Here is a 14,316-nt window from a genome sequence, read left to right as displayed (position 1 = left end):
TCAAGTTTTCGGTACATGAACGAAAGTGATGCTGTGCATGGCTTTTGACTGATTTTACCTCATAGTCTTACACTTTATCCGCGCCGATCGCGAGTCAAAGTCTTTTCAGATAAGGCTTTTAGGCTTATTCAGCAAGCCCTATGTAGGGTGCGCCTCGGCACACCTTACCGCTTGATGAAGACCTCGTGGCCAAATCCAAGTTATCGCAGACACCCGGTTTCTTTTAATTGCAGACCTATTTCTGCCTTGAGGGGGAGTTAGGGTGTTGAATTTTTACGTTATTGTTAAGCCGGCGCACAAAAAACACATGAAAAATATCCATTTCTCAATTCCTCCCTTGCAGTTTCCCACTGAAAATCAGCCGATTCTCCATTTTTCACTTTCCATTTTCAATTATTGATTATGGAGTTCGATCGCATTCACTTTTACGTTGAAAATGCTCAAATATCCCGCGACTGGTTTGTCAGCCGCTTAGGCTTTCAATCAACAGCAGGTTATGCCAACAGCCACACTCGCACTGAAGTTGTCAGCAGCGGCAATGTATGTTTTGTTTTATCTTCGCCCCTAACTTCCGCTAGTCCCGCTGCTAGTTGGTTGAAGTTTCATCCTCCCGGGATTGGCGATGTGGGTTTTCGGGTAAAAAATATCGAATTAGCGGTAGCTAGAGCGGCTGCTGAAGGCGCTAAAATCCTGGAACCGATTCAAGAAGACCTAAACGAAGGAGGCTATTTTAAACGGGCAAAAATCGCTGGTTGGGGAGATTTAAGCCACACGCTCGTTGAGCGAATTGGTGGCCATTCACTGCTATCGGCTTCGGGTAAGCTGCCGGTGTTTACCCTAATCGACCACGTAGTGTTAAATGTTGAATCTGGCGATTTGTCAAGTGCTGTTAGTTGGTATCAAAAAATATTAGGTTTTCAACCCCAGCAAAATTTTGACATTCAGACTGAGAAATCGGCTTTGCGGAGCCAAGTTATGGTGCACGCTGAAGGTGGGGTGCAATTCCCAATTAATGAACCGGCATCAGCTAATTCTCAAATTCAAGAGTTTTTGAGTTCAAATCGGGGACCGGGAATTCAGCACATGGCTTTGCAAACTGATAATATTGTGGGGGTTGTTGCCGATTTGCGATCGCGCGGTTTGCCTTTTCTGCCAGTTCCTCCAACATACTACTCCGAATTGCAGCAGCGGCAAAACTATTTGCCCGCAGATTGGCCAGCAATTGCAGCTTCTGAAGTTTTGGCAGATTGGCAAGAAGATACTCCCGCAGCGATGCTGCTGCAAATCTTTACCCAGCCAATTTTTGCAGAACCGACTTTCTTTTTCGAGATGATTGAGCGCCGAGTTACTTTAGTTAACGGCAAACAGTTGCAAGCTGGAGGTTTTGGCGCCGGGAATTTCCGAGCTTTGTTTGAGGCAATTGAACGGGAACAAATGAAGAGGGGAAGTTTGATCAATGATTGATAAAACTTCCCATTTTTAGGTCAGTATGACCTGTCGATTAGCACTGCGATATCCGTCCACCCGTAGGCAATTTCTTTGACTGCAACTCCTGCTCTGCTTGTCTGTTGTTCATCCACTTTTTCACCTCCTAAGAATTCATAAAACCTGCAGGCTGAATTGTCTCCCAGTACCCAAACCAGCATTGAATTCAAAGTTAATCCTGCCAATTTTGTGGCAACTGTTCTCACGAGTTGGCGTCCGATTCCTTGACGCTGATATTCCTCCAAAATATAGATGGCAAATAATTCTCCTTGATAAACATATTTGCCCGTTCGTTCGCAACCACCCGCAGCAAAACCCACAATTTTTCCCGATTCATTCTCAGCAACGTACACAAAATTTTTACTTTTTTCTGCGTTTACGAGGATTTCTTGCCAATTGCTTTCTCGCTTTTCATAGGATAACTGTGCGAGGTAATCGGCTGGTATGATTTTTCGGTAAGCTGTGCGCCAAGTATCTAGATTTACCCGTGCGATTGCAGGTGCGTCAGCGATTTTAGCTTCTCTCACAATCATCAGAAAATACTCCTTTCGGGCCCGGAAATTCTCTTTTCAAGTCTAGGCAAACTATACGATCGCGCCCTTCTAGTTTAGCTCGATACAGCGCTCGATCGGCCTGTCCAATTAACCCCTCAATGGATAAACCAGCAGCAGGCACAGCATTAGCGATCCCGATACTGAGAGTTATAAACTTACTTACCCTGGAAGCAGCGTGAAGAATTGCCGCAGCTTTCAAATCGCGGCGAATGGATTCAGCTACCCGCATTGCTCCTTTCGCATCAGTTCGCGACAAAATTACCGCAAATTCCTCGCCGCCGTAGCGGGCGGCTAAATCTCCCGGCTGCTGAGCGTTGCTAGCTAAAATCTCTGCCACTTGTTTTAAACATTCGTCGCCTCCTTGATGCCCGTAACGATCGTTGTAAAGTTTGAAAAAATCGATATCGCACAAAATTAAAGACAGCGACTCTTTTTCTCGCTCCATCCACTGCCATTCTATCTCCAATTGTTTGTCAAAACAGCGGCGGTTGGGAATTTGAGTCAATCCGTCCACCGAAGCGAGCCGCTGCAATGCCATGTTAGCTGCTTCTAATTCTAATTTGGCTTGTCCTAAAGCTAAATTTTGCCGAGCTAATTCTTCACTTTGCCGTTTTTCTTCTTCGTACAAAAATCGGATTGAAGCTTCAGCTTGTTGCAATTCTTGCTCCGCATATTTGCGCTTGACAAATTCCCCTAATTGAGAACCTACAACACCTATTATCTGAAGTAAATCTTCATCCGGCGGCAGTTCTTCCCGGCAAAAAAAAGTCATTACTCCTACAACTTGGCCCCTAGCGTGAATGGGGAAACCGAATCCACTGCGCAGTCCCGCTTCCTCGGCCAAGCGCGATCGCACGAAATTGCGATCGCCCACAATATCAGTAATCCACTGCGCAGCACCGCTTTTGGAAACCGCTCCCGGCAAACCCGCACCCGGAGCAAAAGTAATTTCCTGCCCGTTTTCGGCAAACTTGCTAACTTCGTCCGCTGCCTGCCAAACTGCCACCCGCCGCAAACCAGTAGTTTCCTCGATCAGACAGCAAAGCGGCAGGCACCAAATCGGCTGTTTTTCGGATTTTATTCCCACACAAAATCTAGTTTCTTTATCCCCCTCTCCCGGCGTCCAAAGTTCGCCAATATCCCACCCAAAACTTTGGCAAATAGCTTGCAAAATTCTCGGAGTTGCGCTATCTAGAGAATTTGATTCTGACAGGATATGAGTAACAGCATACTGTGCTTCTTGACAATTTTTTAGGCGCTGTTGCTTGGTAATGTCTTTGCCGATATAAACAAAATCTTGTATAAGCTCGCTATCTGCATACTGGCTTCCTATGCTTGTCTCGAAACTAGAGCATGAAAAGGCGACAATCAGCTTTAAACCTATTTTCGTTTCGCAAACTACTTTTACTTGAGGCCAATATTCGCTTTTAAGTGCAGGAGGTAGCTGGCTGGCTTTGCGCAACAATTCCTCCTCAGCCGTAATCAGGGATAGGGATTTGCCGATTAATTCCGATTCGGTATATCCAAATAATTGCTGTGCAGCTTGATTCACTTTTTTGATGTTTCCCGATGTTCCTGTTACTAACAAAACATCGCCTAGGGAATTAATAAATTTGTCAATATAATCACTATTCGCAGCTAAGTAATCGACTTTAATACTGTTTTCGTTGGCAGCCTGAACCATGCTTTCCTGAGCTGCAATGCTATTTGTCACATCTTCGCATAATAAAATAATCAATCTGTCAGCAGTGGCTTGTCCCTTATAACCAAAGATGTACAAATCTTGATACAAATAAGCTCCGTCTTGGAGAACTCTGGTAATTGATTTTAGCTGAAATTCTTGCTCTCGCTCTTCAATAATGCCTTCAAGGAGTCCTTCAATTCCGATTAGTTCAGGAAAACTATCCGGCAGGTCTTTTCCTTCGCCTACTTCCTCATGAATGTCGGCAAAATCTTGCACTTTCACTGATATTTCTTTAATCTTAAGTTGCCGAGCGACTGCGAGGTATTCCCTCCTGCGTAAGGATAACAGCTTAGAAAGAAGAATATTAAGACTTCTTGGGCTGCTCTCTACAGTTAATGTTGGAAGTATTTCGTTATTGTAGAGCATCACTCTCAAAGGTTAGCAGGTAAAGTTAGTTGTTGTTTGACTGCTATTTCTCATGGGATTTTTTATACTGGCGGATGTCACCAACTGCTACCGCTGGCTAATTTATGGAAACAGTACATTTTGGATTCTCCAAGCAGTTTTGGGCTTATTTTAAAAATGGGGCAAAATATTAATTTGAGCCACTTGTTTTTTGAGAAAGCGCAGTCAATCGATTTTAGATTTTAGATTTTAGATTTTAGATTGACCCCACGGATAAATGCGGGGGCTTGAGGATTTTCGATTTTCGATTTTCGATTGATTCCACGGATAAATCCGGGGGCTTGTACCATCAAGAAATTATTGGTCAAACTCAGAGTCGATTGAGGTTGTGATTTATGAACAATACGTAGCGGTTTATACTATTTGTGCCGCACATCTTAATTGTAAATTCCCTGACATGGGTTACAACCACTAAAGTTGAGGAGCGGCACAGCTTAATTCAAATGTTTCCTTTAATTAGAACCATTCCTATAGACCTTACCTCCCCTGGGTATTTATGTCAATTTTTGTAAAGAAACTGTTACCTTTAAATGATATAATATCGAACAATTTCTATAAAAGCTTAAAGATATTCTGCTAAATGCTGAGACTTATTACGGACTTTGATGGCCCGATCATGGACGTGTCCGATCGCTACTACCGAGTTTACCAGCAGTGTCTCGCTGAGACTCAACGTTTGGGCCAATCAGTGCGCGAACTCCCCAAAGCAGAGTTTTGGGACATGAAGCGCGCGCGGGTTCCGGAAACCCAAATCGCCATCCTCTCGGGATTGGACCGAGCCCAAGCCCGGGATTTTGCCCAGAAACGCCGTCAAACGGTTCACACGCTCCCTTACATGATTTACGATCGACCAGTGCCCGGCGCTTTGGAAACGCTCGAAAAGGTGCAGGGCGCTGGAGTAGACTTAGCAGTCCTGACCATGCGCCGCGTCAGGGAACTAGACGAAGCCTTCAAGCGCTGTAATTTAGGGCAATTTTTCCCTGAAAACCGCTGCTATTGCCTCCCCAACGATTACGTCAAAACCGGGGATGTCAAAGATAAGCCCCTGCTAATGGCAAAAGCTCTCGCCGAACTGCCACCGGCTTCTGACGTTTGGATGGTTGGGGATACGGAGGCAGATATTATAGCAGCTAAAACGCACGGTGTCAAGGTAATTGGTGTTTTGTGCGGAATTCGCGATCGCACCCAACTAGAAATGCACCAACCCGATTTAATTGCTAACAATTTGAGTGAAGCAGTGGAGATTATTTTAGATAGTCAGTAGTCAGTAGTCAGTAGTCAATAGTCATTAGTTATTATTATACCAGATACAAGTACCGTATTCCCCTATTCCTTTAGTCCGGGTCTGCGGACGACAGCCAAGTTTACTTGCGATTTACAGTTACCACCACAAAAATATAGCAATCCTAAATCATTTGTTAATTCTTACTCCCTCCCCGAACTCGCGGGGAGGGTTGGGGTGGGGTAAAAAATTTACGACTCCTGCAAGGATTGCTATATAATTCTACCAATTCTGAAAAGTAGTAAAAAATTTACGACTCATTTAGGTAGGACTTACGCATGGGGCCCTGAAACCGGGTTTTTTTACGAAATTACTTCGTTCGTACTCGAAGATTAGGTAAAAAACCCGGTTTCTTTGTCGGAGTGCGTAATAGCAATTTTTTATGAGGCTGCACATATCTCGATCCTCCCTAGCCCCCCGCCGGAGGGGGGGACAAGATTCCGAGCTTTCGTCCCCCGTATTAAGGGGGATGCGAGGGGGATCGAGATATGTGCAACTTCACATTAAATTGGTATAAGTCCTGTTAGGATTGCTATATAATTCTACCAATTCTGAAAAGTAGTGCAGAGCCAGAGATTGTAGGCGAGCATCTGTAGGGAAAGCGCACTGCCGTTTCCGGCTCCTAAATCTGCGACTTTTAATAATTTGTATAAGATTGAAGATTGTACTAAGAGTTTTGTTGAATTAGTATTATCAAAGCAGATTTGATATTAGCAGGACTCACGCACAAAAACTGAATAAGCCTGGTTTTTATAATAATGAGGCGGATAGCTGTAAAAATGTTTTTTTAGGGAAAAATTAGGTTTTTAAATCCTCGCCAATCCTCTACAGCAAATTAGCAATTGCTAATTACAGGACTTCGGCAAATACTGCTATAAGGTGCGAATTATAGCCGTAACGTGCTTGTGGGCGCATTCTACAAATAGAGGTTCTGCGCCCAGGAATGAATTAGCAACTCGCAATTACCCTCTCCTACTAACAATATGACGATACATCTTCCTTACATTCATCTGCCAAATAGCAGAGAGCTCGAAAGCGCATCCCCACTAACTGTTCGTAAAGCGGGTTAATCTGGCACATCGCCGGAATGTGGACAATCTTGCGACCAAATAATACGATATCTCGCTCAAACGGACACTGCGGCGGAATAACTTTACAGACAAAGTGTGCCAATCTGGGGTCGTGAATTTCCCAGCCGTCGAGCCAGTCTTTTACCGGTTGCAGGACATTTTTTTGGTGAGGTTGAGGTAGCCGAGATGAAAGCGGTGTTCCGACGGCGGGGAGGACATTCGCATCAAAGACTATTTGGCTGGTGGGCCCCTGCGGATCGCACTTGCTGTCTTCCATGGTTTGTCGCAAAGCTTCGATCGCCTCCACGTTCTGACCCAAAGCTGTGCAAAACTTGTAGATTACCTCGTCTTCGCTGCTCGAGTATGTACCGTCTGCCAAGGCTACCATTACTGCTGTCCTCAAAAAATCCTCGCCTTTGGCGGTGTCTTCCCCTAACGCAGTGGCTAGTTCCTCTGCGGTAATCGGTTCAAAATCCCCCTCAAAAGATATTGGATGTAGTTCATTCTCAGTTAGATTCGCAATCATTTTTTGCTCGTATTCGTCAAAGTTACCGTCTGCCCAAGCAATAGTCAGCAATCCGCGCAGCCAAGCAGTAATCTCTTCATTGGTGCAGGCAGATTTAGCGTTACTCATTAGCCTTTCCATTTGGATATACCCGTCAATTTGGTCGTTTACAGCGGGAGCAATATTTGCCTCCCAAAAATTATTACTGCTTTTTTGTTCGATCGACGATCTATTTGTAGAAGGTTGGTACCCGAAGATTGCTCCAAACGTTTGTAGTGGACGTGTTAAAAGCATATTGGTTTCTCAGGAGCATCGCTGATTAGCGAGCTAATCTATTGGTTTGCCCTATTCCCTAAAATGTCATCTATCGGAAGGAATAGGTTTGTTTAATTTATCTTAACTCTAGTTGCACCGATTGAGATGGCGATCGAATTTTATTTAAGCCCGATTGCCCTTAGCAACCCAATTTTTCGGAAGAAATAAAAGGTTTGCAAGCGTTGGATCTAATCAGACACTGGGTTTCTTACCCAGGGGGGATCGAACTTCGCTGTCTTTACATTTTAATATATATTTTTGTAAATTTTTCTATGCAGGCTGCACAATATTAACAACGAGCCGGCTTTAAGCTGTTGAAAGAAAAATATATGAGGAAACAGTTACCGCCTGTCAACGGGTGTGATTGCTGTGTCCGTCTAGAAATGACCGAAAGCATCCAGGATACAAGCCCCCGGATTCATCCGTGGAGAAATAAAAAACCTGTATCCGATAAACAAGCCCCCGAATTTACCCGAATTTATCCGTGGGGCCAAGGCTTCAATCTAAAATCTCAAATCTCAAATCTCAAATCGATTGACCGATTTTTTTTTAACTTCGGCGACACAAAATCCAGCGCAATTCCATTGGCGGGCGTGCGTTTTGCATCGGGAAGACATCTCGACCGGTGGCCCAACTGGGAAACCAGGGCGTCGGCGGCCAGGCTCCTTCCGGCAGGTGGTGGCGTTCGTACTCAAACACCAATTCGTCGGATATTTGGACTAAGGGCAACCCTTCCATTGCGGTGGCGAGTTCTTGGGGTGTAAATAAAGTAGACCAGGAGAGTTGGGCAACTTGTCGCACGAGGGCATCAGGCTGGTAGTCGCCGACAGTTAAAAACGTGCTGAACAGCAACAAACCTCCGGGACAGAGGAAATCGCACATTTTAGCGAGGAAAAGCCGTACTTGATCGCTGTCTCGAAAATGTGAAATGACTTCGGCGGCAACTGCAAGCTGGTAACGGGCAGGTTTCATCCGCATTAAGGGGTCGAGCACATCGCCTTCAGTAACACTCACGGGAAGACTTTCGGCTGTTACTGCAGCTTTCAATTGTTCTGCAAAAGCAGGAGTTAGTTCGATCGCATCCACAGAATAGCCCAATCTCGCCAACGGCAAGGTATTGCGGCCGGTACCAGCCCCCACGTCCAAAATCCGCACTCGATCGGGTGTACCCAATTTAGCAGCCGTTGCCATCAATTTTGCATCTGGATGAGAGCCAAAAAGCGGAGGTTCTCTGGTGTCTACCCAGCTTTTGTACTGTTCTCCAACTGTTGAGGTAGTAACAATCACTTTGCAAGCTAAACCGGTTTGCGGCGGCTGTACTGATTCGTATTGCAGGATCAGCATCGATGCTGTGGAGGTGCGGTAGCCTTGTTCTAACTTGGAGGCTAAAAGCTTGCTGAGTTCGTCTCTGCGGTCTTCTGGCAGGGGTCTGTCGAGAGTGCTAAATAGCTGTTCGATCGCCTTGAGATAGTGGCTTAGCATTCCCGGGACGCAGGGGAAAGCTAATTCTCCGCGAGCGATTATGCGAGTATTAATTTTGTAGAGGATAGCTTGCTGGAGGAGGTCGGGATTTACTACCAGCGGTAGCTGTTCGGTCTGGTTGATTGTACTTTCGGCGCCCATAAATTCCGCGAAGAAGTCATTAGTCATTAGTCATTAGTCATTAGTCATTAGTCATTAGTCATTAGTCATTAGTCATAGGGAAGGCGGTTGAGAGCTGACTGTACAATTTAAGAGTATAAAAAAGCCGATTTTAGATTTATTTGGTTTGGTTGCTTAGTCTTTTTAAATTGTAGGAAATCCGATTTTAGAGCTTTATTTTAGATAAATCTCAAATCTCAAATCTCAAATCGACCAAGCCCAAAATCCGAGTAGGTTCCAAAATCGGAGTTAGTATCAAGATAAGCTGTAGCGCATTTAAATTGTATGTTTCACGGCGAGGTGGAAAAAGCGTCAAATCCTCTCGCCTTCTCCCCTCTCTCCTTCCCCTCGTCAGCCATAACAGGCAATTTATATGGGTAGCAACTTAAAGCTGGGCTTAGTTGCTGCCGGTAAAAGTCACTTGAGGGAACTTTGACTGAGCTTCAGTCATCGGGCGCCGTCTGCCTTCCTCTTGCCAGTAGTTAATTACTTCTGTGGCTTGGTTGAGGATTTCGACCCGATCGTTGTCAGCAATCCAGTGTTTGGCTTCGAGTTCGTTTTTGAGGTCTTCCCAGGCATCTTTGCGAGGCCAGAAAAAATAGGATGTCAGCGGGCTAGTTCCTTTGCCGACAACTTGGTCAACGGCGAGGGCAACATTCTCTTCTAGCCAGAGAACTTTTAAGATGAACTTGGACAAGCAAACCTCCAGGGTTCCGATCGAACTTGTTAAAAATTTCTACAATCGCTAAGCGTAGCACATTCTGTTCAATAATGAGTCATCAGTGATTAAAAGTTTTGTGGCGCGGCTGGATTTTGCGCCACTCAGGGGCTGAGAACAGATAAAATTTGGGTTCTCACGCGCCCTAGGTACAAGGATGGTTAAGTTGTGAACAGAGTTATTGTAGTCTTCGACATTGACGGTGTGGTGCGGGATGTGTCCGGTTCCTACCGACGGGCGATCGCGGATGCGGTGGAGCATTTCACGGCGGGTGCTTTTCGCCCAAATTCTCTCGATATCGACTCTCTGAAGTCTGAGGGAGTGTGGAATAATGACTGGCAGGCATCTTTTGAGTTAGTTTGCCGTTATTTTGAGGGGATTGGGCGATCGAGAAACCAACTCGCTCTCAACTATGACGAATTAGTGGCTTTCTTCCAAAGTCGCTATCGCGGGCCCGATGAGAAAAATTGGACTGGTTACATTTGCGACGAACCGCTGCTGTTAAGTCCCGCTTATCTGGAAAATTTAACAGTTGGGGGCATTGTTTGGGGCTTTTTTAGCGGGGCGATGCGGGACGAAGCTGCTTATGTTTTGTCAGGGAAACTGAGTTTAAATTCCCCCGTGTTGGTGGCGATGGAAGATGCACCGGGAAAACCCGATCCGGCTGGACTTTTCGCGGCAATTGAACAGTTGGAAAACCTGCACGATTTAGAAAAAAATTTGCCCGTGATTTACGCGGGAGATACTGTTGCCGATATTTACACGGTTGTGAAGGCGCGGGAAGTGCAACCAAATCGGGTTTGGCTGGGGGCTGGAATTTTGCCACCTCATGTTTTGGATGATGCTGTGCGCTGCGATGCTTATGCTGATGCGCTGAAAACTGCTGGTGCAGCAGCGGTTTTCAGGAATGTCGAGGAGTTGACGGCTGCGCGGATTCGAGAATTAGTTCAGTAGGCCAGTCAGTCTGTAGGCTAGGCATTCCGCACCTTATTTTGTTGACAAACAATGCCTGTAAAGTGCGCCTAGCGAACCGGATATTATGGACAAACAAATGTAATTTTGTTAAATAATTTTGCAGCTTATCCTATTGACAAGTAAATGTAGTTTTGTTACATTTATTTGTCAATTTTTGCATCTTTGAGTTGACAATATCTGCTGTTGCGGCTTAGTACAGAGTAGAGGTCAATCTCTAGGAGAAAGCAACTATGTTAGTTTCGCGATCGAGTGCTAAACAACCTACCCAGGAAGAAACTCGGCAACTAGAAAAGCTCCAAGTCCAAATCGAGCGAGCTGTTGCTGACGGCAAGATATCTAATCAAGAAATGGAAGACATCAAGAGAGCGATGTTGGCTGACGGAAAAGTTAGTGTTGAAGAACTGGAACTGTACAGAATATTGGTGACAGATAGGATTGTTGCCGGAGAAGTTGAATACGAGTTTTGAGAAGAAAGCATTTTGGCAACGAGCAGTGCACGAGATTTAACGGATGGAACGGATTTAAGGGATGAATCTTGAGGAAAGAAGAAACAAGGAAGAAGACTTTGAATTTATTTTCAACAAAGTATTTACTGCTATCTTCCGATGACATTTGGCAATTATTTGGAGCATCCCTTGTAGGAAAAATACCCCACAATCATCGGGATGCTCGAAATTTTTTCTGGGCGTTTTGAGATTATTGCAAGTGCAAGAATTTGTCTAATGCACTGACTGCAACTGGCGGCCAGCGTCGGGTATTGGCAACCCAATCGAGGTCTTTATAGCGGGAATCGAGGCCGACTGCTGCTACCCAATTGCTCTCAGCTTCGCCGCGCTTTCCTGCTTCCCACAGACAGGCGCTAAGGGCGGCTCTCATGTCGGCAAATTGGGGGTATCTGCGGACGATGTTTTTCATGTTGCGAATTGCTTCTTTGGTTTGCCCGTTTTGATAAAGTGCGAGGGCGTGGTTGGCGCGGGCAAAGGCGTATTCGGGGGCTAATTCAAAGGCTTTGCTGTAGTCGGCTATTGCTTGTTCCCATTTTCCTAAACCGGCTTCGGCGTTGCCTCGGTTGTTGTAGGCTGCTGGATCTTTGGGATCTAATTCTAGCACGTGATTGTAATCGGCTATCGCTTCTTCCCAGCGTCCTAAACCTTCTAAGGCGGTGCCGCGGTTTAGGTAGGGATCGGGGGCGTCGGGAGCTAGTTCGATCGCTCTTTCGTAGTCGGAAATTGCTGCTTGTAGCTTGTTTTGGCTGACTCTAGAATTGCCTCTGTTGCTCCAAGCGGGGGCTTGTGAGGGAAATTTGTCAATGATTTGAGTCCAAAAAGTTTCAGCCGCGGGAAATTTGCCTTCATTTGTAGCTTCAAAAGCTTTTTGAACGAGTTCTCCCAATTCCTGCTGTGGATCGGTGATATCTGTTGGTTGTAGTTGTGCGGTAGCGGGCGCGATATTTCCCAACCAAACTAACCCGGTTACAATTAATACTGTAAAAAATGTGAAAAATGAGCGAATCATCGTTGTTGGCAGTTTAAACTTTACTAAACATATTATTAACCGAATTTGCGGGCGTTGCTTGGATAGTACCAGTTTCAAAAAAGGATGTGACCGTAGGCAACCTCCAAACCCTTATTTCATCAGTCATTTACAAATCTAAAATCTAAAATCTAAAATGCCATAAGTTAGGTGTAATTCGGTGAAAAAACGGTTGCTAATTTTGGGGGGGACGGGGGATGCTGCTGAATTGGCGGCAAGAGCGTCTCAAATCGCTGAAATAGAGGTGGTATCTTCGCTAGCAGGACGCACTCAACAGCCTTTTACCCCAAAAACGGGTACGGTGCGAATTGGGGGGTTTGGTGGGGCGGCTGGGCTGGCTGCGTTTTTGCTTGATCGCCCGATCGACTTGTTAATTGATGCTACTCATCCGTTTGCGGCTCAGATTTCTGCCAATGCTGCTGTTGCTGCTGCTGAGTGTAATGTGCCATATTTGATGCTGGTGCGTCCAGCTTGGGAGAGGGTGGAGGGCGATCGCTGGATTGAAGTTGCCAGCCACTCGGAGGCGGCAATTGCTTTATTAGGACAGTCTCAGCGGGTGTTTCTCACCATTGGTAGGCAAGAATTGGGGGAGTTTGCGGGTTTGGATGCTATTTGGTTTTTGATGCGGGCGATCGATCCTCCTGCACTAAATACTCCTGTTCCTAACGGTAAATTGTTATTAGCAAGGGGGCCTTTTACCTTGGAAGACGAGCGCCAACTACTATTAGAATATCAGATTGATACAATTGTTAGCAAAAACAGCGGAGGCGGTGCTACTTATGCGAAAATTGCTGCGGCTAGGGAACTGGGACTTCCGGTTGTGATGGTGCAGCGGCCACCGATTCCCGATGTTGAGCAGGTTGCTGATGTTGAAGGGGCGATCGCTTGGTTAATTAAGCAGTTATTAGTTATTAGTTATTAGTTACATCCTTGGCGCGATCGGACTGTGCCAGCTAGCCTCAACTGAGGTTGTATAGCAATCCTTGCAGGAGTCGTAAATTTTTTACCCCACCCCAGCCCTCCCCGCGAGTTCGGTCCGGGAGTAAGAAATTCACAAATGATTTAGGATCGCTATAGCAGCCAGACTGCAAGGATTCCTCTCCTCCAAGCGTCTCTAACCAACTAAGCTACTATCAGCAGTTGGGGTTAAGGTCGCGGATCTGACGGGTGACAACGCCTCTGTCTTTTTGAGAGCGATCGATTTAAACCCTTCTCAGTGCAAAGCTTTCCTGTTTTTTGTCACTCCGTCAGGAGAATTACTCTAATAACCCTACCCAATCAGGAGACTCAAATATATGCAATACAAAAAAGGTATGCCAATAGCCATTATTGGCGCGGGAATATCTGGCATTACGACAGCCCATATTCTCCAGAAAAATGGCTTTTAAGCAGTTGTTTTTGAGAAATCCGAAAAGATGGGCGGAGTATGGGCAGTTGCATACGCAAACATACACCTGCAAAATATCGGGAATATCATTTATCAGATTTTCCGTGGCCCTTCACGCCTGATTTACATCCCACAGCAGAACAAATCCTCAATTATTGGGAGCAAGCGGTCAACCATCTAAAGCTTGATGTGCGGTTAAATCACGAAGTTATCGAACTAAAAGAAACAGAAGAGGGCTGGCTATTAAGATATAAAAACCCGGATGGCGTTCACGAACAATTATTTGGATACGTCGTTATCTCAGTTGGACAATATACAGAAAGAAAGTATAAACCTGCATTTCCAGGTATCGAAGATTTCGGGGGGAAAGTCATCACTGAACGGGATGTCCACACGCTTGATATATTCGATAATCAACGAGTTGTAATCGTTGGCTTCGGAAAGAGCGCCTTGGACATGGCGACTTTCGCAGCCAAACAAGGCGCGCAAGTAAATCATGTATTTCGTACAGCGCACTGGCTTATGCCAAAATGGATTTTGGGCGTACATTTTACCTACGCATTATAGAACCCATTTGACATCTTTTACGGTCTTGTGGTAACGTGACCGTAAAAGCATTATCCAGTAGCAGCCATGCCTTATTATAGCAGTCTAACGGATTCAGAATGGGAAACAATTGAACCAATACTACATGAGATATTG

The 14,316-nt window shown here is 45.4% G+C and carries 12 protein-coding genes; 6 read left to right on the top strand and 6 right to left on the bottom strand.

What is annotated here, in order from left to right:
- The first annotated feature begins 402 nt into the window (after nt 1-402).
- Nucleotides 403-1,464: a 4-hydroxyphenylpyruvate dioxygenase gene (gene hppD / locus ACUVJL_RS02910; RefSeq protein WP_445244470.1), complete on the top strand. Its 1,062-nt coding sequence runs from the start codon at nt 403-405 to the stop codon at nt 1,462-1,464.
- A gap of 20 nt (nt 1,465-1,484) precedes the next feature.
- Here hppD and ACUVJL_RS02905 read toward each other — a convergent pair whose 3' ends face one another.
- Together ACUVJL_RS02905 and ACUVJL_RS02900 are read right to left on the bottom strand one after the other, a co-directional pair.
- On the bottom strand, nt 1,485-2,018 hold the full coding sequence (locus ACUVJL_RS02905; RefSeq protein WP_445244469.1) for a GNAT family N-acetyltransferase: 534 nt from the start codon (nt 2,016-2,018) through the stop codon (nt 1,485-1,487).
- Complete coding sequence (locus ACUVJL_RS02900; RefSeq protein ID WP_445244468.1) at nt 1,999-4,005, bottom strand: diguanylate cyclase domain-containing protein; 2,007 nt, start codon at nt 4,003-4,005, stop codon at nt 1,999-2,001. The genes ACUVJL_RS02905 and ACUVJL_RS02900 overlap by 20 nt, the downstream gene beginning before the upstream one ends.
- 763 nt (nt 4,006-4,768) lie before the next feature.
- Here ACUVJL_RS02900 and ACUVJL_RS02895 point away from each other — a divergent pair.
- A complete protein-coding gene (locus tag ACUVJL_RS02895) occupies nt 4,769-5,452 on the top strand; it encodes an HAD family hydrolase (RefSeq protein ID WP_445244467.1) in 684 nt (227 codons plus the stop codon).
- Between the two features lie 993 nt (nt 5,453-6,445).
- Here the strand turns inward: ACUVJL_RS02895 and ACUVJL_RS02890 are convergent.
- The 3 genes from ACUVJL_RS02890 to ACUVJL_RS02880 form a co-directional block, all read right to left on the bottom strand.
- Complete coding sequence (locus ACUVJL_RS02890) at nt 6,446-7,339, bottom strand: Mo-dependent nitrogenase C-terminal domain-containing protein (RefSeq protein WP_445244466.1); 894 nt, start codon at nt 7,337-7,339, stop codon at nt 6,446-6,448.
- 570 nt (nt 7,340-7,909) lie between these two features.
- On the bottom strand, nt 7,910-9,010 hold the full coding sequence (locus ACUVJL_RS02885; RefSeq protein ID WP_445244465.1) for a class I SAM-dependent methyltransferase: 1,101 nt from the start codon (nt 9,008-9,010) through the stop codon (nt 7,910-7,912).
- Nucleotides 9,011-9,398: 388 nt separating this feature from the next.
- Nucleotides 9,399-9,710 carry a 30S ribosomal protein PSRP-3 gene (locus ACUVJL_RS02880; protein WP_263053625.1) on the bottom strand — a complete coding sequence of 104 codons (312 nt, stop codon included), beginning with the start codon at nt 9,708-9,710 and terminating at the stop codon, nt 9,399-9,401.
- Between the two features lie 177 nt (nt 9,711-9,887).
- Between ACUVJL_RS02880 and ACUVJL_RS02875 the strand changes: the two genes are divergently transcribed.
- Nucleotides 9,888-10,673: a TIGR01548 family HAD-type hydrolase gene (locus tag ACUVJL_RS02875; protein ID WP_445244464.1), complete on the top strand. Its 786-nt coding sequence runs from the start codon at nt 9,888-9,890 to the stop codon at nt 10,671-10,673.
- Between the two features lie 251 nt (nt 10,674-10,924).
- Nucleotides 10,925-11,161 (top strand): hypothetical protein, encoded by a 237-nt coding sequence (locus ACUVJL_RS02870; protein ID WP_333262852.1) that lies wholly within the window; start codon nt 10,925-10,927, stop codon nt 11,159-11,161.
- Between the two features lie 229 nt (nt 11,162-11,390).
- Here the strand turns inward: ACUVJL_RS02870 and ACUVJL_RS02865 are convergent, their stop codons facing one another.
- On the bottom strand, nt 11,391-12,209 hold the full coding sequence (locus ACUVJL_RS02865) for a tetratricopeptide repeat protein (RefSeq protein WP_445244463.1): 819 nt from the start codon (nt 12,207-12,209) through the stop codon (nt 11,391-11,393).
- A 178-nt stretch (nt 12,210-12,387) separates the two neighbouring features.
- On the opposite strand from ACUVJL_RS02865, the gene ACUVJL_RS02860 reads away from it, so the two are divergent.
- A complete protein-coding gene (locus ACUVJL_RS02860) occupies nt 12,388-13,149 on the top strand; it encodes a cobalt-precorrin-6A reductase (RefSeq protein ID WP_445244462.1) in 762 nt (253 codons plus the stop codon).
- Nucleotides 13,150-13,653: 504 nt separating this feature from the next.
- Complete coding sequence (locus tag ACUVJL_RS02855; RefSeq protein WP_445244461.1) at nt 13,654-14,181, top strand: NAD(P)-binding domain-containing protein; 528 nt, start codon at nt 13,654-13,656, stop codon at nt 14,179-14,181.
- Nucleotides 14,182-14,316 lie beyond the last annotated feature (135 nt).

Origin of the sequence: Microcoleus sp. OTE_8_concoct_300, from assembly GCF_031383065.1 — a bacterium.
Lineage (GTDB): Bacteria > Cyanobacteriota > Cyanobacteriia > Cyanobacteriales > Microcoleaceae > Microcoleus.
This window is presented reverse-complemented; position numbering and strand designations above follow the sequence as displayed.